Raw genomic sequence first — 19,098 nt, 5'->3', positions numbered from 1 at the left:
CACGGATCGGTTACCCGCTCCCAGTCCGCGGACAACTTTGGTGGTAGTGCGGCAGGACGGATGTGCGGTCTGCTTCGGCGGGATGGGACCATGTCTCCGTGAGCACGCCCTCAGCCGAAGATTCCCGCATCGCGGCCCGCTACGGCCGCGGCCCGCGCCGTCGCCCGGGCGTACTCATCATCGGGCTGGCCCTCGCCCTGGTCGCGATCATCGGCTGGTTCGGCTGGGCGCTGTGGCTGGCCCTGCACCCCGAGGTCTCCTCCGGGCTGGAGAAGTGGGAGGCGGTCAGCGAGAACGAGGTCGAGGTGACCTTCGTCGTACGCCTCCACGACAAGGATGCGAAGCCCGTCTGCAGCGTCGAGGCCGAGGACGACCGGGAGGAGAAGGTCGGCCACCTCGAGTTCACCGCCACCGAGGGGCGCCAGACCATCACCATCCCGACCGAGCGCCGGGCGCTGCGGGTCGAGTGGGGTGACTGCACGGTCGAGTGACCGTGCAGCGCACCCGCACGCGGATCAGCCGGTGAAGACCTCGGTCTTCAGGATCTCGACCTTGAGCGGCCCGCGAGGACCCTCGTAGGTCACGGTGTCACCGACGCTGGCGCCGATGAGGGCCGCGCCGATGGGCGAGGCGGCCGAGGAGATCTCGACGCCGCCCGCGTAGTCCTTCATCTCGATCGAGGCGATGAGGCGGGTCTCGGCCTCGTCGTCGTCATCACCCTCGAACTTGAAGGTGACCAGCTTGCCGACCGAGACGACACCGTCGTCCTCGGGGACGGTGGTGTCGGCCTTGCGCAGCAGTGCCTCGAGCTGCTGGATCTGACCCTCGAGCTTGCCCTGCTCCTCGCGGGCGGCGTGGTAGCCGCCGTTCTCCTTGAGGTCACCTTCGTCGCGGGCGGAGCTGATCTCGGCAAGGATCTCCTGGCGTCGGGGGCCCTTCAGGTATTCCAACTCCGCGGTGAGCTTGTCGAATGCACCCTTGCTGAGCCAGATAGTGGCAGCCGTGGTCTCGGTCGACTGAGTCATAGCGAGTTACTCCTGATGGGTAGTGAATAGGTAAGGGGCGCCGGTCAACCCCCATTCACCGGCGCCTTTTCTCCCTGCTGTGCGGGCGTGTTTCACCCAGCTGAACGTTCTGCGGGAGATTGTCAGAAGGTTCAGTTTAACAAGGCAACCACACCCGAAGACAGTTCGCGACCGAAACGTTGCGCAATCTGACCGCGGGACCGTTCCCCGGAACGTCGGGGCACGCCCTCAGGGCGTGGTCACCGGATATCCCTTGCTGCGCAGCTGTTCGAGCACTCGCTCGGCGTGGTTCTGGCCCCGGGTCTCCAGCTGGAGCTGCACGCCGACCTCGGCGAGCCGTAGCCCGGGGTTGGTGCGCGAGTGCACCACCTCCATGACGTTGGCTCCGGTGTCGCCGATCACCGACAGCAAGGTGGCCAGCGCACCGGGCTGGTCGGGGATCGTCACCGCGACCGGCAGGTAGCGCCCGGCCAGCGTCATGCCGTGCTGGATCACCTTGCCGAGCAGGAGCGGGTCGATGTTGCCGCCCGAGAGCACGACCACGACCGGTCCCTCGAACGCCTCGGGCGCCTCCATCAGGGCGGCGACGCCGACGGCGCCGGCCGGCTCGACGACCAGCTTGGCCCGCTCGGCCAGCGCCAGCAGCGCGCTCGAGATCGCCTCCTCCGAGACGGTGCGGATCTCGTCGACATAGGTCTGGATCATCGGGAAGTTGGTCTCCCCCGGCAGCCCCACCGCGATGCCGTCGGCCATCGTCGGCATCTTGTCGAGCCGGATCGGGCGGCCCTCGCGCAGCGAGACCGGGTAGGCGGCGGCCGTCTCGGCCTGCACGCCGACCACCTTCACGTCGGGGTGCTTCGCCTTGATCGCGAGCGCCGCCCCGGCGAGCAGGCCACCACCGCCGAGCGGGATGACGACCGTCTTCACGTCGGGCGCCTGTTCGAGGATCTCGAGCCCGATCGTGCCCTGGCCGGCGACGACGTCGGGGTGGTCGAAGGGGTGGATCATCACGGCGCCGGTGCGCTCGGCGAAGGCCATCGCGGCCTCGAGGCACTGGTCGACGTACTGCCCCTCGAAGATCACCTCCGCGCCGTAGGCGCGGGTGGCCTTCTCCTTCGGGATCGGGGCACCCTCGGGCATGAACACCGTGGACGGGATGCCGAGGGTGGTCGCCGCCAGCGCGACCCCCTGGGCGTGGTTGCCCGCGCTGGCGGCCACCACGCCGTTGCGGCGCTGCTCCTCGGAGAGCCGGGCGATGCGTACGAAGGCTCCGCGGGCCTTGAAGGAGCCCGTCCGCTGCAGGTTCTCGCACTTGAGGATGACCGTGTCGCCGATCATGTCGGTGAGCCAGCGGGCTCCCTGGACGGGCGTCTCGGTGATGTGGTCGCGCAGCAGCTCGCGGGCCTCGACGATGTCCTCGTACGTCGGCTGACCGGTCGTCGGCTGACCATGCATCTCAGGCACTGCCTGCTCCTGGGCTCGGCGGGGGTGGGGAGGTCGGGCCGCCGGCCGGCACCGGGGGTGGCGGCGATGTCGGTGCCTGGGCCGGGGCGGTGGCGGTCAGATGGTTGACCACCGCATTGAGCGCGGCCACCAGCGGCACCGCGACCAGCGCACCGGCCACGCCACCGAGCACGATGCCGGTCGCGACCGCCAGGATGACGCCGAGCGGGTGGACCCGGACCCAGCGGCCCAGCAGGAACGGCTGCAGGCCGTGAGCCTCGAGCTGCTGGACCAGGATCACGCCGCCGAGCATCAGCAGCGCCGTCACCGGGCCCTGGGAGACGAGCGCGACGAGCACGGCGACCGCGCCGGCGACCGTCGCCCCGATCAGGGGTACGAACGAGCTCAGGAAGACGAGCACGCCGATCGCCACCACGAACGGGACCTGCAGGGCCGCGGCGATGATCATGATGCCGACCGCGTCGACCGCGGCCACGATGACCGTGGCCCGGGTGAACTGGGTCAGCGAGACCCAGGCGACCCGGCCCGAGCTGTCCATCCGGCTGCGGGCGGCCCGCGGCGCGAGCCGGACCAGCCAGCCCCAGATCCGCTCGCCCTCGGCGCAGAAGAAGTAGGTGGAGAAGAGCACGATGAACAGGCCGGCGAAGACGTCGAGGGCGACCCCACCGACCTCGCTGACCCGGGAGAACGGGTTGGAGGCGTACGCCGCCGCCCAGTCCTCCAAGGTGGTCTGCACCGTGTTGAGCCAGGTGTCGATCTGGGTCTCGCTCGCGTTGAACGGCCCGTTGATCAGCCAGTCGCGGATCTCGTCGAGCGCCTTGACGGTCTGCCCGGCCAGGTCGTTGAAGCCGTTGGCGACCTGGGTGCCGGCGAAGCTCAGCATGGCGATGACGGCGACGAGCACGCCGAGCACGACGAAGAGGGCCGAGACGCTCCGCTTCAGGCCTATCCGGGCCAGGCCGTTGACGATCGGGGAGACGAGCGCGGCGATCAGCAGCGCGATCACCACCGGGACCACGACGATGCTGAGGAAGCCGAGAGCGCGGACGATGAGGTAGCCAGCGGCGACGATCACCAGGAACCGCCAGGCCCACTGCGCGGAGAGCTCGACTCCGTAGGGGACGTCGGTGCGGCTCACCGCCTTGGGCGCGGTCAACGGCTCGGGCGCGGCCAGCTGCTCCTGCCGCTCCTCGCGCAGGCGCTCGAACTGGTTGACGAGGCGCAGCGCGAAGTTCTCCGCCGACTCGCGGGCCTCCGCGGCAGCCTCCTTGGCCACCTCGGCGGACTCCCGCGCGTCGGCATCCTCCTGGGCGTGACGCTGGGCCTCACGCGCCTCACGGTTGCGTCTGAACGCGCCTGTCATCCGCTCGAAGCCATCCCTCGCGGTCGACTTCTCGCCCCCGGGTGCATCCCCCTGATCGGTCACCTGACAGAGGCTACCGGGAGGGTGCGAGGTGGGTCGCAAGGTGCCGTGCCGTCGCGGGGTGCGAACGCGCGAGCAGGCCCACCGCGGCGAGCACGTAGTCGCTGTCCACCGCCCGCAGCGGCCCCTCCGGGAGCTGCCATCCCCCGCGCGCCGACCAGCGCATCACCCGCGCCTCGATGCCTGCGCGACCGTGCCTGAGTACGCCACCGGAGCCGATCACCACGCCGACCCGGCGCAGGTCGGTGCCGGTGCGCTCGATCACCTTGCCGCTCGGGGACAGGACGACCCGGGACCGGCCCGCGTGCCGCTGCAGGGCCGTGGAGATCGCGATCCTCGCCAGGAGCTCGTCGATGTCCTTGTCCTGCTCGGTGCGCGGCAGCCAGCCGGGGTGGTTGCGCCGATGCTCGACCTCGCCGGAGAGATCCGACTCGGCGAGGCTCGGGTCGGAGTGGTCGGCCGCGGCGAGCGTCGTGGTCGCCGACCAGCGCATGCCCAGATCGCCCTCGACGGTGCGGGTCACCGGGGTGACGGCGACGACCTCCTCGCGGACGTGCTCGGCCTCGGGGTCGGGGCGGACCACGCTGTGCACGTCGGTCGTGGCACCGCCGACGTCGACGACGACCACGTCCTCGCCGAGCACCTCGGCCAGCGTCTCGACCCCCTGGAGCACGACATCGGGGGTCGCCCCCTGGACGATCCGCCGGAAGTCGGCCCGGCTGCTGAGGTTCTTGCCGCCGATCACGTGCTCGAGGAACATCTCCCGGACCGCCGCACGGGCGCTCTCGGGCGCGAGCACGCCGATCTTGGGGACGACGTTGTCGCAGGTCACGTGGGGAACATCGGCCAGGATCTCATCGATCTCCGGGTTCGCCTCACGGTTGCCCGCGACGACCACCGGCCCGCGCCAGCCGGCCGCGGCCAGGTCGCGGGCGGCGGAGACGATGGCGTCCCGGTTGCCCCCGTCGGTGCCGCCGGTCAGCAGCACCAGGTCCGGGGTGGTGAGGCTCAGCGTGGTCCCCAGGTCGCTCTCGGCCTCACGGCCTGCGGTCGCGACCACCGCGACCACCTTGCCTCCGCTGGACAGCGCCACCCGCCGCCCGGCCTCGGCGGTCACCAGCTCCTCGTTGCCGACCACGGCGATCCGGAGCCCACCGCCGGCCGAGGAGCAGGCGAGGATCTCGGCGCCGGCCGCCCGGGTGTCCTGCTCGGCGAGGGCCGCCAGGCAGGCGTCGTAGGCGTCCATCACCTCGTGCAGCGACGTCGGTGCGCTCGCGGAGCCGAGGACCTCGCCGGCGACGAGGTCGACGTGGAGTGCCTTGGTCCAGGTGGAGCCGAAGTCGACGCAGACGGCGGTCTGTGGCGCCTCAGCTCTGGTCAAGGGCCTGCTCGAGGTCCGCGACCAGGTCCTCGGCGTACTCGATCCCGACGGAGAGCCGCACCAGGTCGGCCGGCACCTCGAGGTCGGTGCCCGCGACCGACGCGTGGGTCATCCGCCCCGGGTGCTCGATCAGGCTCTCGACGCCGCCGAGCGACTCGCCCAGCGTGAAGATCTTGGTGCGCTCGCACACCGCGAGCGCAGCGGCCTCGCCGCCCTCGACCCGGAAGGAGATCATGCCGCCGAAGCGCTTCATCTGCTTCTGCGCGACCGTGTGACCGGGGTGGGTCTCCAGGCCGGGGTAGATCACCTCGCCGACCTTCGGGTGCGAGGTCAGGAAGTCGGCGACGCGCTCGGCGTTGTCGCAGTGGCGGTCCATGCGTACGGCCAGGGTCTTGAGGCCGCGCAGCGTCAGCCAGGCACCGAACGGGTCGGCGATCGCACCGGCCGCGTTCTGCAGGTAGCCGATCTTCTCGGCGATCTCGAGGTCACGGACGACCACGGCACCACCGACGACGTCGGAGTGGCCACCGACGTACTTCGTCGTGGAGTGCACCACGACGTCGGCGCCGAGGGTGAGCGGCTGCTGCAGGTAGGGGCTGGCGAAGGTGTTGTCCACGACCAGCCGGGCGCCGGCCTCGTGGGCGACCGTGGCCAGCGCGGAGATGTCGGCGATGTTGAGCAGCGGGTTGGTCGGCGTCTCGACCCAGACCACCTTGGTCTTGCCCGGCTGGATCGCGGCGGCGACCGCGTCGACGTCGGCGACCTGGGCCGGCGTGTGCGCGATCCCCCACTGGCTCTCGACCTTGTCGATCAGCCGGTGGGTGCCGCCGTAGGCGTCGTCGGGGATGACCATGTGGTCACCGGGCCGCATCAGGCTGCGGATCAGGGTGTCCTCGGCGGCCAGGCCGGAGGCGAAGGCGAACCCCTTCTCGCCCTCCTCGACCGCCGCCAGGGCGCCCTCGAGCGCGGTGCGCGTCGGGTTGGCGGAGCGGCTGTACTCATAGCCGTTGCGCAGGCCGCCGACGCCGTCCTGCTTGTAGGTCGTGGTGGCGTAGATCGGCGGGATCACCGCACCCGTCGTCGGGTCGGGCTCGTAGCCCGCGTGGATCGCCTTGGTCTCGAATCCGGCCTTGCCGAGGTGCTGCTGCTCGCTCACGGTCCGAGCCTACGTCCGATCTCGTCGCCCGGGCCATCCGGGAACGTTCGCGCGTCGAACTGTGTTGGAGACTGGTAGCAACCCTGACTTTCTGGAGGTCACTCATGTTCGGTCGACCCACACAGCTCTTCCCCGAGGACCGCACGCTCGCCGGGCGCGACCAGGCGCTCTTCGACCTGCCCGCCAAGCACCGCGTCCTGGGCACTCCCCTGCTCGCCTCCGCTTCGGACGGGACCGCTCCGGAGGGGTCCGAGGTGGCGTACTTCGGTCTCGGCTGTTTCTGGGGTGCCGAGGAGATCTTCTGGCAGACGCCGGGGGTCTACTCGACCGCCGTCGGGTACCAGGGCGGCACGACGGCCAACCCGACCTACGAGGAGGTCTGCAGCGGTCAGACCAACCACACCGAGGCGGTCCGGGTGGTCTTCGACCCCACCGTGGTCTCCTATGCCGACCTCGTCAAGAAGTTCTTCGAGGTGCACGACCCGACGCAGGGGATGCGGCAGGGCAACGACGTCGGTACGCAGTACCGCTCGGCGCTCTACTACGTCTCCGACGCGCAGCGGGAGACCGCTGAGGAGCTGACCAAGATCTACGGCGACGAGATCGCCCGGCGGGGCTACGGCGAGATCACCACCGAGATCCGCGAGGTCCCGACCTTCTACGCCGCCGAGCCGGCCCACCAGCAGTACCTCGATCGCGTGCCCAACGGCTACCGCTGCCACGCGAACACGGGGATCGCCTTCCCCGCCTGAGGTCGGGTCAGGTCAGCGGCAGATACATCACGTGGAGGCCGACCCGGCCGTGCGACGTCGAGTCGAAGGCGTCCGGGGCGGTCCCGATGATCTGGAAGCCGAGCGCCTGCCACAGGCGTACGGCGGTGGTGTTGGTCTCCACGACGGCGTTGAACTGGATGCCGTGGAAGCCCTGCTCACGGTGCCAGCTCACGCAGTAGTCGCCCAGGGCGCGGCCCACGCCCTTGCCGCGGGCGTTCGGCGAGACCATGAACGAGGCGGTGCCGATGTGGCTGCCGCGGCCCGGGCGGTTGGGGCCCATCTTGGCGCTGCCCAGGATCTCCTCGTTGTCGCCCTCGCCCTCGACCGCGACGACGACGTGGTCGTACATCCACAGGTCCCTGGCCTCTTCGGAGGTGAGGCCCTCGGGATAGGCGTAGGTCTCCCCCGCCGCCACGATCTCGGACCAGAACGGGTAGATCTGCGGCCAGTCCTCGGCCGTCGCTTCGCGGATCTGCACGTGGCAGACGGTATCCGGCACGAGTTCGATCGCTGAAACGGTTTCCCTGAACTGAAACACGTTCTAGATTGTGGGGCATGCCCCGAACCGATCCGCAGAAGCCGCTCCGAGTCGTCGTCTGGTCCACCGGGACGGTGGGACGTCATGCCATCGCGGGAATCGATGCCCATCCCGACCTGGAGCTGGTCGGTGTCTGGACGTCGACGCCGGAGAAGGCGGGTCGGGACGCCGGGGAGCTGGCCGGGCTCGGACGTACGCTCGGGGTGGCGGCGACCACGTCGCGCGACGAGCTGCTCGCGCTCGCCCCGGACTGCGTCGTCCACGCGGCGATGACCGACGACCGGGTGTTCGAGGCGATCGAGGATCTGACTGGGCTGATCCGGGACGGGGTCAACGTCGTCTCGTCCGGTCCGGTGATCCTGGTCCACCCGCAGGGCACGCTGCCGGACGAGATGATCGCCGGGATCGACGATGCCGGGCGGGCGGGCGGTGCGTCGCTGCACGTCAACGGCATCGACCCGGGCTTCGCCAACGACGTCCTGCCGCTCGCGATGACGTCGCTGTCCCAGCGGATCGACCATGTCCGAGTCAGCGAGATCGCCGACTACTCGACGTACTACCAGCCCGTCGTGATGAAGGACCTCTTCGGCTTCGGCGGCTCGCTGGAGGACAAGCCGTTCCTGTGGGAGCCGGGTGTGCTGAGCACCGCCTGGGGCCCCGTCGTCCGGGTCCTCGCCGCCGGTCTCGGGGTGACCCTCGACGAGCCGCTCGTCGAGCACGTCGAGCGGCGTCCTGCGGTCAAGGACACCAAGACCGTCTCGGTCGACATCGCCGAGGGCACCCAGGGCTCCGTACGTTTCACCGTCACCGGCAGCGTCGGCGGAGTCCCCCGCATCACCCTCGAGCACGTCACCCGCACCGACGCGGCCTCCGACCCCGACTGGCCGGTGCCGGCGACGGGCGACGGCTGCTACCGCATCGAGATCACCGGCGAACCGTCGATGACCGTCGAGTTCAGCCACCACGGCGAGCACGGCGACCACAACGTCTCCGGGATGATCGTCACCGCCCAGCGCCTGGTCAACGCCATCCCCGCCGTCGTAGCCGCCGCCCCCGGCCTGGTCAGCCCCCTCGACCTCCCCCTGATCACCGGCCGCGGCCTCATCCCCCGATGAGCGAGCCGTCACCTACGTCGGCCGAGACGTCACCCCGGGCGGCCGAGACGTCACCCCGGGCGGCCGAAAGGTCACCCCAGTCGGTCGACACGTCACCCCAGTCGGCCGAGACGTCACGTACGTCGGTCGACACGTCACCCCCGTCGATCGAGAAGTCACCCCGGTCGCTCGACACGTCACCCCGCTCGGTCGAGAGGTCAGTCCGGTCGATCGATACGGCACGTACGTCGATCGACACGTCAACCCCGTCGGCCGACACGTCACATAAGTCATCTCGGCCGACGCAAGTGACGCCTCGGCCGACCGGAGCGACGCCTCGGACGACCGGAACGACGCCTCGGCCGACTGCCCAGACGCCTCGGCCGACGCCGCTGACGCCTCGGCCGACCACCCAGACGCCTCGGCCGACGCCGCTGACGTCTCGGCCAGCGCAAACGACGTCTCGGCCGACCGGCCTGACGTCTCGACATGGAGGAAACAGATGAGCATTCTCGAACGGTTCAGACTGACCGATCACGTGGCTGTGGTGACGGGGGCGGGGCGCGGGATCGGGGCGGCGACCGCGGTGGCGCTGGCCGAGGCCGGGGCGGACGTGGTGATCGCCTCACGCACCGAGAAGCAGCTTCGAGCGGTCGCCGAGAAGGTCGAGGCTGCGGGCCGGCGGGCGCTGGTGGTGCCGGCCGACTTGGCCGACACGGCTGCGACAGCGGGGCTGGCGGAGCAGGCGTACGAGGAGTTCGGGCGTCTCGACATCGTGGTCAACAACGTGGGAGGGACGATCCCGAACACGTTCCTCGACACCGACGAGGGCTATCTCGAGGAGGCCTTCCACTTCAACGTGACCACGGCCCACGCGCTGACGCGGGCGGCGGTGCCGTACCTGCTGAAGAGCCCGGACGGGCAGCAGTCGGTGGTGTCGATCAGCTCGATGATGGGACGTACTGCGGGGAGGGGCTATCTGGCCTACGGCACCGCGAAGGCGGCGCTGGCGCACTGGACGCGGCTGGCCGCGACCGACCTGGCGCCACGGATCCGGGTCAACGGCATCTTCGTCGGCTCGGTGCGTACCAGCGCCCTCGAGTTCGTGGCGGGCGACGACACCATGCGCGGCGAGATCGAGGCGAAGACGCCGCTCGGACGGATCGGGGAGGCCGAGGACATCGCCGCCGCGGTGGTCTATCTGACCTCTCGGGCCGGACAGTTCGTCACCGGGAAGCTGCTCGAGGTCGACGGCGGTACCGAGACGCCGACGCTGGACCTCAAACTCCCCGACGTCGGCGCCTAGACGCCACGGGCTAGACCGTGACGTCCTTGTGCCAGGACTCGGTGACGTAGTCGGTCACCCAGCCCATCGACTTGTAGAGCCCGTCGGCTCCGGTGGGGCTGTCGGCGTCGACCTCGAGCGAGACCCGGTCACGGCCGCGCTCGATCGCGTCGCCGATGACCGTGTAGAGCAGCCCCTTGGCCACCCCGCGGACGCGGGCGTTGCGGTTGACGCCGATGTACTCGACGTACGTCCCCTCGACCCCGGCCGCGTTGGCGGGCAGCACCGAGGCGACCAGCGAGCCGGCCGGCAGCTCACCCTCAGGTGTGTCGACGTAGGCGAGCCACCAGTGGTCCCAGCGGTGGCCGGGGTCCTCGCGGAGGCGCTGCACGAACTCCGGGAAGCTCTCCCGGTAGGAGTTGAAGTGGTCCTGGAAGGACTCCTCCAGGGTCTGGTGGACGGTCTGCAGGTCGGCCGCGACCGGCATCCCGTTCTCGTGGGTCTCGACCGGGCGGATGGTCACACCCTCGCGCAGCGGGGGCACCGTCTCGTCGGGCAGGACCGGCCGGCTCATGTGCAGCCAGGTGCGCTTGTTGGTGAACCCCGCCGCGGCCAGCCACTCACGCTGCACGGTGTCGTCGGCGAACGGGCTGGCGTCGAGGTGGGACTCGGTGATGCCGCGCAGCTCGGCCATCGCGCGGGTCTGGTCCTCGAGCCAGGCATAGAGCCCGGCGGCGACCTCGGCGGCCTGGGCGATGGTGCGGTCGACGTAGAGGTAGACGAGCGTGCGGCCGGCGGCGCGGTCGTGAGCGATGGCCCAGGCGCGGATGTCGCCGTCAGGGTCGAGCGCGACGATCTGCTGACGGGTCCAGGAGGCGGGCCCGGCGATCTCGCCGGTGATGGCGTCGGCATCGACCTTTCCGGAGCCCTCGAACGGCGTCTTGTCGGCCGCCCGAAGCCTCAGCAGGGCGGGGAGATCGTCGAGGTCAGGGACCTTCGCCGTCCATCCGGCAGGGAGTTCCACGGGCGTCTCGCTATGGTCGCTCACCCGGCCATTCTCCCAAACGTCACGAGACGTCGACCCACTGGTCCGTGCCGGGGACCAGCGCGGACGTGCCTGCGGTGAGTTCTGCGACGAGCGCTTGGAGGCGTTTCTCCTCGGCCGGCGGAGCCCCGATCCGCAGCGTCACAGCACTGCCGTAGGTGGTCTCGAGGACGGCCACCCCGGCGGATCGTAGGTCGGTCTCGAGGCGGCCGGCGGCGTCGTACGAGACCTGGATCCGATACTCCCGGACCAGCTCCCGCCGCAGCGTGCCGACCTCCTCCAGCGCGGTGCGGACGGCGTCGGAGTAGGCCCGGACGAGGCCACCCGCGCCGAGGAGCGTTCCGCCGAACCAGCGGGTCACCACGGCGACCGTGTCCGAGACCCCGGCGCCACGGAGCACCTCGAGCATCGGCGCCCCGGCGGTGCCGGCCGGCTCGCCGTCGTCGTTGGAGCGCTCGACCGGCTGCGGCGGCGGACCGATCCTGAAGGCGGAGCAGGTGTGGCGGGCGTCCCAGTGCTGCTTGCGCAGCCGCTCGACCACCGCCCGCGCATCGGCCTCCTGCTCGACCCGGGTGAGCGTGCACAGGAACCGGGACCGCTTCTCCTCGATCTCGGCGGCGCCGTCGCGAGCGATGGTCAGGTAGCGGCTCACCCCGGAGCTCATGTCACCACAGCCCCAGCACGCTGCCGCCGATGCGGATGATGAATCCGGCGACCACGACGATGAAGAAGACACGTACGAACCCGGCTCCCTTCGCCACCGCCGTCCGCGCCCCGAGGTAGCCGCCGACCAGGTTGCACACACCCATCACCAGGCCGGTCTTCCACAGCACCGCGCCCTGCGGGATGAAGACCACCAGGGCGGCGAGGTTGGTGGCGACGTTGGCCATCTTCGCCTTCGCACTCGCCTCCAGGAAGGAGTAGCCGAGGAGGCCGACGAGCCCGATCACCAGGAAGCTGCCGGTCCCGGGACCGAGGGCACCGTCGTAGAAGCCGACCGCGAACCCGACCACCATCGCGCCGATCAGGTGCCGGTGGCCGTCGTACCTCAGCTCGGTCGCCTCGCCCAAGGACGGCTTGAAGAGCACCCACGCCCCGACCAGGATCAGCGCGATCAGGACGATGGGCTCGAAGACGGCCTCGGGAAGGTACGACGCCACCCCCGCGCCCAGCGCGGAGCCCGCGAACGCGAGGATCATGAGCGGGATGAACGTCTTCGGGTCCGGCCCCACCCGCCGGTAGTAGGTCGCGGCGCTGATCGAGGTGCCGAAGATCGAGGCCAGCTTGTTGGTCGCCAGGATCTGCACCGGCGCGGCGCCGGGCATGAACAGCAGCAGCGCCGGCAGCTGGATCAGCCCACCCCCGCCGACCACCGCGTCCACATAGCCGGCGGCCAGGGCCGCGATCGCGAGAAGGGCAAGTACGTTCAGCGTCTCCTCGGGCACGAGCGCAGGTTACGCGGCCGGATGCTCACCGAGTTAACTCGGTAAGCATCCGCCCCAGGCTCAGCCGGCCCACCAGCCGCGGCCCCCGAACGCATCGGGATAGCCGCCGTAGGAGTTCGACGTACGCCGCGCCGTCCTGTCGCCCAGATAGGACCCGACCACGGCGGCACCGAGGTCGTCGAGCTCGGGCGCGACGACGCGGCCCTCGACGCGACGGGCCATGGAGTCGATGAAGCGGGCCAGGCCGGGGTCGTCGCCGAGGCGGAAGAAGGTCGTCTGGGCGCCGAGGCGACGGGAGTTCTCCAGCTCCTCGACGGACCGCGCGATCGTCACCGGGTGCGGCGGGTAGGAGAACCACACGTCGCCGCCCGGCTCCAGGTGGGCGGTGGGCTCGCCGTCGGTCACGATGAGGAGCACCGGCTGGGCGCCGGGGTGCTTGCGGAAGTGCCGGTTGGCGAGCAGCAGCGCGTGGTGCAGGTTGGTGCCCTTGTCCCAGATCGCATCCAGGGCGGTCAGCTTCTCGATCTCCATCGTCTGGGCGTAGCGCCCGAACGAGATCAGCTGCAGGTCGTCGTTGCGGAAACGGCTCTTGATCAGGGTGTGCAGGGCCAGCGCGGTGCGCTTCATCGGCACCCAACGGCCATCCATCGCCATCGAGAAGCTGGTGTCGACCAGAAGGGCGACCGCCGCCTGCGTACGCGCCTCCGTCTCCTGCACCTCGATGTCGTCGACGGTCAGGCGGACCCCGGGGCCGCGGCGGCCCTCGCCCACTTCGCGGATGACGGCGTTCGTGATCGTCCGAGGTACGTCCCAGGGCTCGGTGTCGCCGAAGGCCCAGGGCCGTGAGGAGCCGGAGAGGTCGCCCGCCGCCCCGGCGCGCTGGAGGTCGCGTTCGCCCTGCCGTCCGGAGAGCCGCTGCGCGACGTCGCGGAGCAGGGCCTTGCCGAGCTGGCGCATCGCCTTCGGGGTCAGCCGGAGGTCGCCGTCGGAGCCGCGCTCGAGCTGGCCGGAGTCGCGTAGCGCCTGCTCGAGCTCCTGCAGGGTGCGCGCGTCGACCGCGGCCTGGTCACCGAGCTGCCGGGAGAGAGCGTCGAGGTCGATGTCGTCGAGCCGCGAGCCGGCGTAGGACTGCTGGAGCTGCTCGGAGAGCTGATCGAGCTCGGCGATGTCCTGCAGCACCCCGGTGCCGTCACCGAGACCGAGCCCCTCGCCGCCGCCGAACTCCTCGGAGCCGTACCAGTCCTCGCCGGGTCGCGCCGCCTGCAGGTTGGCGTCGAGCTGGGCCATCTGCTGCATCAGCGCCGGCGAACCGAACGCCTGCGCCGAGAGCTCCATCAGCTCGCGTCGCTGCTCGGCCGACATCGAGTTGAGCATCCGCTGCGCCGCCGCGGAGCGCTGCGCGAGCGCGTCGAGCAGCTCGTCGATGTTCTGCGGGTTCTCGGGGAAGTGCTGGCCGTGCTTGGCCATGAACTCCTCGAAGTCCTCGGGGGTGTCCTCCCCTCGGTTGTGCTTCTCGAGCAGCTGGTTGAGGTCACCGAGCATCTCCGCGATCGCCTCGCGGTCCTCGTCGGTGGCCCCTTCGAGGGCCTGCTTCATCCCCTTGAACCGCTGGTCGAGGAGCTCGCGGCCGAGCAGGTCCTTGATCTCCTCGTAGGCCTCGCGGGCCTCGCGGGAGGTCCAGTCGTAGGAGGAGAGCTCGCTGACCGCGGCGGCGGTGTTCGGCGAGAGGTTGTCGATCTGCATCTCCCGGAACGCGCGGTCGCCGTCGTCCATGGTGACGTCGCGGGCCAGCTGCTTGCGCTCCTCCAGGACCGCCTTGTCCAGCAGCTCGCGCACCTGCTCGAGTGTGCCGTCGAGGTTGTGGCGCTGCAGCAGCTCACGACGCCTCTCGGCCACCTGGCGGGCGAGGTCGTCCAGGCCGCGCTGGTCCTGTCCCCCGCGCCGCAGGAACTCCCGCATCGCCCGCTCGGGCGAGTAGCCGGACATCACGTCCTCGCCGATCGCATCCAGCGCCTCGGCGATGTCGACCGGTGGCGCGAGCGGGTCACCCCCGGCGTACTTCTTGTAGCGGCTCATGGTCGGTGCTCCTTCACGCCTGTAACACGCTGTTCGTAGGTCTATCCGGTCGTTCTGATAGGGCGAGTAGTCCTACGAACGACGTGTTACCCCCTGCCGATGCCTCCCGGCTCAGCCATAGATCGTCTCTCCGTCGGCTGTGTCTTTGCCGATCTTCCTGGCCAGGAAGAGGCCTTCCAGGGCGAGCTCCACCGCACTGGCTAGCTGGCCGTCGTTCTTGGGGCCGCCGGTGGACTCGTAGACGCGGTCGCCGATCTGGTCGTAGAGGTCGGACTCGCCCAGGACGGGGAGGCCGGCCAGGAAGTCGCCGGCCGCGACCTTGGTGCCGGTGGTGACCATGCGGCCGTCCTCGATGGCGTCGACGAGCAGCGCGAAGTCGAGGCCGCGGAAGGACTTGCGGACGGTCTCGGCGATGGCCGTACGCAGCAGATGGGTGAGGATCTCGGCCTCGCGGCCCTCCTCGCCGGACTCGAACTCGATCTTGCCGGAGAGCACCTCGACGGCCGTCTCCAGGTCGACGAGGCGGGCGACCGCATCGGGCTCCCCTGCCACGGTGGCGCGGTGCAGCGCCGCGGCGGCGACGGTCTCCGCGCCGGCGATCGAGAAGCGCGCCGAGACGCCGGATCGCTGATCGACCGCGGTGGATGCACGCAGGTGGCGGGTGAAGACGGCGAGGATCTCGAGGAGATGGTCGGGTACGTCGGCGACCAGAGCGGCCTCCTGCCGGATCACCGCCATCTCCGCGGCGAGCTCGCGCGGGTAGTGGGTGCGGATCTCGGCGCCGAAACGGTCCTTCAGCGGGGTGATGATCCGGCCGCGGTTGGTGTAGTCCTCCGGGTTCGCGGAGGCCACCACCAGGAGGTCCAGAGGCAGCCGCAGCACGTAGCCGCGGATCTGGATGTCGCGCTCCTCCATCACGTTGAGCATCGCGACCTGGATCCGCTCGGCGAGGTCGGGCAGCTCGTTGATCGCGACGATGCCGCGGTGGGAGCGCGGGATCAGGCCGAAGTGGATCGTCTCCGGGTCGCCCAGCGAGCGTCCCTCGGCGACCTTCATCGGGTCGACGTCGCCGATCAGGTCGGCCACGGACGTGTCGGGGGTGGCCAGCTTCTCCGAGTAGCGCTCGGAGCGGTGCTTCCACGCGATCGGCAGCGCCTCGCCGGCCGTCGCCGCCAGCCGCTGGGAGCCCACGCTGACGGGCTCGTAGGGGTGCTCGCCGAGCTCGGAACCCTCGATGACCGGGGTCCACTCGTCGAGCAGCCCCACCAACGTACGCAGCAGCCTGGTCTTGCCCTGACCACGCTCGCCGAGCAGGACGACGTCGTGCCCGGCGATCAGCGCGCGCTCGAGCTGGGGGATGACGGTGTCCTCCAGCCCGTGCAGCCCGGGCCAGGGGTCCTCGCCCGCTGCCAGCTTCGCCAGCAGGTTGTCGCGGATCTCCTCGCGGAGCGACTTGAACACATGGCCGCTCGCGCGAAGCTGGCCGAGGGTGCTGATCGTGGGTGCGGCAGTCACGGACGCAACGCTACGCCGCCGCCCAACCCCTGGGCGGTCTCGGCGTCGACGTCCCGATCCGCGGATGTCGAGGACCCGACGCTGGCGAGCAGATCCTCGACCCGCTCCCTGGTCAGCGCGGTGCGGTCGAGTTCCCCCACCTCGTCCAGGATCGCCACCACCTCGTGGAGCGTCGCCCGAGCCTGCGGGACGCGGTCGGTCTCGCGCTCGATCACCGCGCGGCGTACGAGGACGTTGGCCTCACCCCACCGGTTGCGCTCCTCGAGCCGTTGGGTCAGCTCCAGCCGCAGGTGGGTCTCGGCCTCGGTGAAGCGCCCCAGGCCGATCAGGGCGTCGACCAGCGTCATCCGCGGCGAGGCGGAGGAGTCGACGTCGACCGGACCGAAACCGATCTCCTCCTCGACCAGCCGCGCGGCGTTCTCGTAGCGCTCCATCCGGACATAGACCTCGGCCAGCCCGATCAGGCTGGCGCGAGCACGGTCGTCCATCCCGGCCGCATCCGCGACGGCGTACGCCTCCTCGAGCACCGCTACGGCCTCGTCGAGGGAGCCGATCATGCTCAGCGCCTGGCCGCAGTTGGACAGCGCCATCTCCAGACCGGCCGCGGTCCCGGCCTCGCGGAAGACCGCAGCGGCGCCCCGGAACTCCGAGATCGCCCGGGTCAGGTCGCCGACCCGGGCCCGGCTGATCCCGGCCTGGTTGCGGAGGTAGGCCGCATCGACCAGCTCACCGGCGCGAAGGGCCGCGTCGAGACCGAGCTCCTGCAGGGGAACGGTCTCGGCGGGTGGGTGCCGCATCGAGAGGCTGAACATCTTGTTGACCAGCTGGTAGGCGGGGCCCAGCAGCCCCGCACGCACGGCGAGACGTACGGCGCTGCCCATGGTCAGCCACTCCCGGTCACCCCAGGCGCGGGCCTGCTGCGAGGTCGCGAAGCTCAGCGGCGTCACCCCCTCGACGACCGGATCGAGGCTCATCAGCCGGAAGGACCGGCCGTCGGCCTCGGAGGCCGCGACCAGCGAGTGCGTGTACCAGCTGACCAACCGCAGCAGCGCCTCGCCGGACTCCTCCTCGGAGCCCATCTCCAGGGCGTAGTCGCGGATCAGGTCGTGGAGCACGAAGCGTCCGGGGCGGTGCTCACGGACGAGGTTGGCGTCGACCAGCTTGTCGACCAGGCGCCGGGCGGTGGCGATGTCGACCGCGAAGAGCGCCGCCATAGCGGGCATCCCGATCTCGTGACCCGGGCGGAGGCCGAGGAGGCGGAAGGCACGCCGCGACTCCTCGTCGAGGGAGTCGTAGGACCAGGAGAAGACCGCGCGCAGGTCGGAGATGGGGTCGAGCGGCGCCTCCAGCGCCGCCAGCCGGCTCGTCTCTCCGTCGAGCTGGGCGACCAGGTCGGTCAGCGGCAGGTCGGGGTAGCGGCTGCAGCGCTCGGCCGCGACGGCGAGAGCGAGCGGCAGATGCCCGCACCTTTCCGCCAGGGCGCGTACGTCCGCCTCGTCGGCCGTGCGGTCGATGAGCCGCTGCCTCAGGAAGGCCGCCGACTCCGCCGGGGCGAGCGTGTCCAGCGCGAGCCGGCGAGCGCCCTCCCGGGTGGCCAGTCCGCGCAGCTGGCTCCGGCTGGTCACCAGCACCAGCGAGTCGCCACCCGGCAGCAGGGGCCGCACCTGGGCGGAGTCACGAGCGTTGTCGAGCACGACGAGCATGCGTCGCTGCGCGAGGGTCGTACGCAGCAGGGCCGATGCCGCGTCCACCTCGGCCGGCAGCGAGGCGGCGTCGACGCCGAGCCCGATCAGCAGCGTCGTGAGCGCCTGAGCGTGCGAGAGCGGCTCGCCCGGCCCGAAGCCGCGCAGGTCGATGAAGAGCTGACCGTCGGGGAAGTGCTCGGTGCGGGCACGAGCCCAGTGCACCGCGAACGCCGTCTTGCCCACCGCCCCGATGCCGTGCACGGCGACCACGCTCGGCCAGCCGGCGTCGTGGGAGACGGTCACCGCGTCGAGCAGCCGCAGCTCGGCCTCACGACCGGAGAAGCTGGGGATGTCGGCCGGCAGCTGTCTCGGGACCAGGTCCTCCTCCGAGACGCGCTGCGCGGGCACGGTCGGCTGGCCCCGGGAGACCTCCGGGACCGGCGAGGAGCCGGTCAGCAGCCGGGTGAACGTCGCGCGCAGCTCCGCGCCGGGGTCGGCCCCGAGCTCGTCGGCCAGCCGCGCCCGGACCTCCTCATAGGCCTCCAGCGCCTCGGCGGTGCGTCCCGCGGCGTCCAGCGCGTCCAGGAGCACCACCCACAGCGACTCGCGCAACGGATGGTCGCCCACCACGCGGCGCACGTCGGCGACCGCCTTCGCGGCCCGGCCCGCGGCGATGTCGAGCTCGGCGCGATGCTCCAGCGCGGCGAGGTAGCGGTCGACCAGCCACGGGCGGGTGCGCTCGGCCAGCGAGTCCCCGGACGGCTCGTCGAACGGCTCGGCACGCCACAGCGCGATCGCCTCCTCGAGCCGGTCGTAGGTCTCCGGCCCCTCGGCCGCGTCGAGCAGGTCGATGAAGGTGAGCGCGTCCACCGAGGAGCGCGGCAGGTCGAGGATGTAGCCGCCGGCGGCGCGGCGTACGACCTCCTTGCCGAGCACGCGACGCAGCCGCCCGATGTAGGTGTGGAGGCTGCCACGTGGGTTGTCCGGCAGCTCCTCGCCCCAGATCCGGTCGGCGAGCAGGTCTGCGGAGACGGGCGTGCCGGCCTCCAGGGCGAGCAACGACAGCAACGTACGCGGGCGCCGCCCCGGGACCTCCACGGGCTCGCCCGCGCGCGTGACGATCAGAGGGCCCAGCAGACAGATGTTCACATCCGTCACCGATGCACCCCCGCCGTCCCGAGCCGTCTGCGCCT

General features: G+C 70.8%; 17 protein-coding genes. 4 read left to right on the top strand and 13 right to left on the bottom strand.

The genetic code is table 11. The features are described from left to right. The first annotated feature begins 98 nt into the window (after positions 1 to 98). Positions 99 to 491 (top strand): DUF4307 domain-containing protein, encoded by a 393-nt coding sequence (locus tag ACZ6WN_RS24715; protein ID WP_465868478.1) that lies wholly within the window; start codon positions 99 to 101, stop codon positions 489 to 491. A 24-nt stretch (positions 492 to 515) separates the two neighbouring features. Here the strand turns inward: ACZ6WN_RS24715 and greA are convergent, their stop codons facing one another. The 5 genes from greA to ACZ6WN_RS24690 all read right to left on the bottom strand — a co-directional run bounded on the left by greA (position 516) and on the right by ACZ6WN_RS24690 (position 6,449). Beyond that, on the bottom strand, positions 516 to 1,025 hold the full coding sequence (gene greA / locus ACZ6WN_RS24710; RefSeq protein WP_141792144.1) for a transcription elongation factor GreA: 510 nt from the start codon (positions 1,023 to 1,025) through the stop codon (positions 516 to 518). Positions 1,026 to 1,253: 228 nt separating this feature from the next. Continuing rightward, positions 1,254 to 2,480: a threonine ammonia-lyase gene (gene ilvA / locus ACZ6WN_RS24705; RefSeq protein ID WP_465868811.1), complete on the bottom strand. Its 1,227-nt coding sequence runs from the start codon at positions 2,478 to 2,480 to the stop codon at positions 1,254 to 1,256. A 1-nt stretch (position 2,481) separates the two neighbouring features. Continuing rightward, positions 2,482 to 3,915: an AI-2E family transporter gene (locus ACZ6WN_RS24700; RefSeq protein ID WP_465868476.1), complete on the bottom strand. Its 1,434-nt coding sequence runs from the start codon at positions 3,913 to 3,915 to the stop codon at positions 2,482 to 2,484. 10 nt (positions 3,916 to 3,925) lie between these two features. Next, positions 3,926 to 5,293, bottom strand: coding sequence for a glutamate mutase L (locus tag ACZ6WN_RS24695; protein WP_465868474.1), 1,368 nt, complete (start codon positions 5,291 to 5,293; stop codon positions 3,926 to 3,928). Continuing rightward, a complete protein-coding gene (locus ACZ6WN_RS24690) occupies positions 5,280 to 6,449 on the bottom strand; it encodes a cystathionine gamma-synthase (protein ID WP_357336711.1) in 1,170 nt (389 codons plus the stop codon). The genes ACZ6WN_RS24695 and ACZ6WN_RS24690 overlap by 14 nt, the downstream gene beginning before the upstream one ends. 104 nt (positions 6,450 to 6,553) lie before the next feature. Here ACZ6WN_RS24690 and msrA point away from each other — a divergent pair, with 104 nt between their 5' ends. Continuing rightward, positions 6,554 to 7,201 (top strand): peptide-methionine (S)-S-oxide reductase MsrA, encoded by a 648-nt coding sequence (gene msrA, locus ACZ6WN_RS24685; RefSeq protein ID WP_465868472.1) that lies wholly within the window; start codon positions 6,554 to 6,556, stop codon positions 7,199 to 7,201. Positions 7,202 to 7,208: 7 nt separating this feature from the next. Here the strand turns inward: msrA and ACZ6WN_RS24680 are convergent, their stop codons facing one another. Then, a complete protein-coding gene (locus ACZ6WN_RS24680) occupies positions 7,209 to 7,700 on the bottom strand; it encodes a GNAT family N-acetyltransferase (RefSeq protein WP_465868471.1) in 492 nt (163 codons plus the stop codon). Between the two features lie 77 nt (positions 7,701 to 7,777). Here ACZ6WN_RS24680 and ACZ6WN_RS24675 point away from each other — a divergent pair, with 77 nt between their 5' ends. Continuing rightward, entirely contained in the window at positions 7,778 to 8,875 is a 1,098-nt protein-coding gene (locus ACZ6WN_RS24675; RefSeq protein WP_465868469.1) for an NAD(P)H-dependent amine dehydrogenase family protein, read from the top strand. On the opposite strand, the gene ACZ6WN_RS24670 is transcribed toward ACZ6WN_RS24675, so the two are convergent. Then, positions 8,862 to 9,113, bottom strand: a complete 252-nt coding sequence (locus tag ACZ6WN_RS24670) for a hypothetical protein (RefSeq protein ID WP_465868467.1) — start codon at positions 9,111 to 9,113, stop codon at positions 8,862 to 8,864. The genes ACZ6WN_RS24675 and ACZ6WN_RS24670 overlap by 14 nt on opposite strands. 243 nt (positions 9,114 to 9,356) lie before the next feature. On the opposite strand from ACZ6WN_RS24670, the gene ACZ6WN_RS24665 reads away from it, so the two are divergent. After that, positions 9,357 to 10,160, top strand: coding sequence for an SDR family oxidoreductase (locus tag ACZ6WN_RS24665; RefSeq protein ID WP_465868465.1), 804 nt, complete (start codon positions 9,357 to 9,359; stop codon positions 10,158 to 10,160). Between the two features lie 10 nt (positions 10,161 to 10,170). Here ACZ6WN_RS24665 and ACZ6WN_RS24660 read toward each other — a convergent pair whose 3' ends face one another. From ACZ6WN_RS24660 to ACZ6WN_RS24635, 6 genes are all read right to left on the bottom strand, one after another. Beyond that, on the bottom strand, positions 10,171 to 11,163 hold the full coding sequence (locus ACZ6WN_RS24660; protein ID WP_465868463.1) for a GNAT family N-acetyltransferase: 993 nt from the start codon (positions 11,161 to 11,163) through the stop codon (positions 10,171 to 10,173). Between the two features lie 43 nt (positions 11,164 to 11,206). Further along, the gene (locus ACZ6WN_RS24655) at positions 11,207 to 11,848 is read right to left on the bottom strand and encodes a YigZ family protein (protein WP_465868462.1); all 642 of its coding nucleotides are present in this window, start codon (positions 11,846 to 11,848) and stop codon (positions 11,207 to 11,209) included. 1 nt (position 11,849) lies between these two features. Further along, positions 11,850 to 12,629: a TSUP family transporter gene (locus ACZ6WN_RS24650; RefSeq protein WP_465868460.1), complete on the bottom strand. Its 780-nt coding sequence runs from the start codon at positions 12,627 to 12,629 to the stop codon at positions 11,850 to 11,852. 60 nt (positions 12,630 to 12,689) lie between these two features. Further along, a complete protein-coding gene (locus tag ACZ6WN_RS24645) occupies positions 12,690 to 14,705 on the bottom strand; it encodes a vWA domain-containing protein (protein WP_465868458.1) in 2,016 nt (671 codons plus the stop codon). A gap of 111 nt (positions 14,706 to 14,816) precedes the next feature. Continuing rightward, positions 14,817 to 16,220 carry a magnesium chelatase gene (locus tag ACZ6WN_RS24640; protein WP_465868456.1) on the bottom strand — a complete coding sequence of 468 codons (1,404 nt, stop codon included), beginning with the start codon at positions 16,218 to 16,220 and terminating at the stop codon, positions 14,817 to 14,819. Continuing rightward, positions 16,217 to 19,063: an AfsR/SARP family transcriptional regulator gene (locus ACZ6WN_RS24635; protein WP_465868454.1), complete on the bottom strand. Its 2,847-nt coding sequence runs from the start codon at positions 19,061 to 19,063 to the stop codon at positions 16,217 to 16,219. The genes ACZ6WN_RS24640 and ACZ6WN_RS24635 overlap by 4 nt, the downstream gene beginning before the upstream one ends. Between the last annotated feature and the right edge of the window lie 35 nt (positions 19,064 to 19,098).

This window comes from Nocardioides sp. NPDC054178 (assembly GCF_055585005.1).
The sequence above is the reverse complement of the archived record's forward strand: the minus strand, read 5'-3'. Positions and strand labels throughout refer to the sequence as shown.

Bases quoted from the DNA above. Each gene is read 5' to 3' on its own strand.
- greA (WP_141792144.1), bottom strand. From the start codon at position 1,025: ATGACTCAGTCGACCGAGACCACGGCTGCCACTATCTGGCTCAGCAAG.
- ilvA (WP_465868811.1), bottom strand. From the start codon at position 2,480: ATGCATGGTCAGCCGACGACCGGTCAGCCGACGTACGAGGACATCGTC.
- msrA (WP_465868472.1), top strand. From the start codon at position 6,554: ATGTTCGGTCGACCCACACAGCTCTTCCCCGAGGACCGCACGCTCGCC.
- ACZ6WN_RS24675 (WP_465868469.1), top strand. From the start codon at position 7,778: ATGCCCCGAACCGATCCGCAGAAGCCGCTCCGAGTCGTCGTCTGGTCC.
- ACZ6WN_RS24665 (WP_465868465.1), top strand. From the start codon at position 9,357: ATGAGCATTCTCGAACGGTTCAGACTGACCGATCACGTGGCTGTGGTG.
- ACZ6WN_RS24655 (WP_465868462.1), bottom strand. From the start codon at position 11,848: ATGAGCTCCGGGGTGAGCCGCTACCTGACCATCGCTCGCGACGGCGCC.
- ACZ6WN_RS24645 (WP_465868458.1), bottom strand. From the start codon at position 14,705: ATGAGCCGCTACAAGAAGTACGCCGGGGGTGACCCGCTCGCGCCACCG.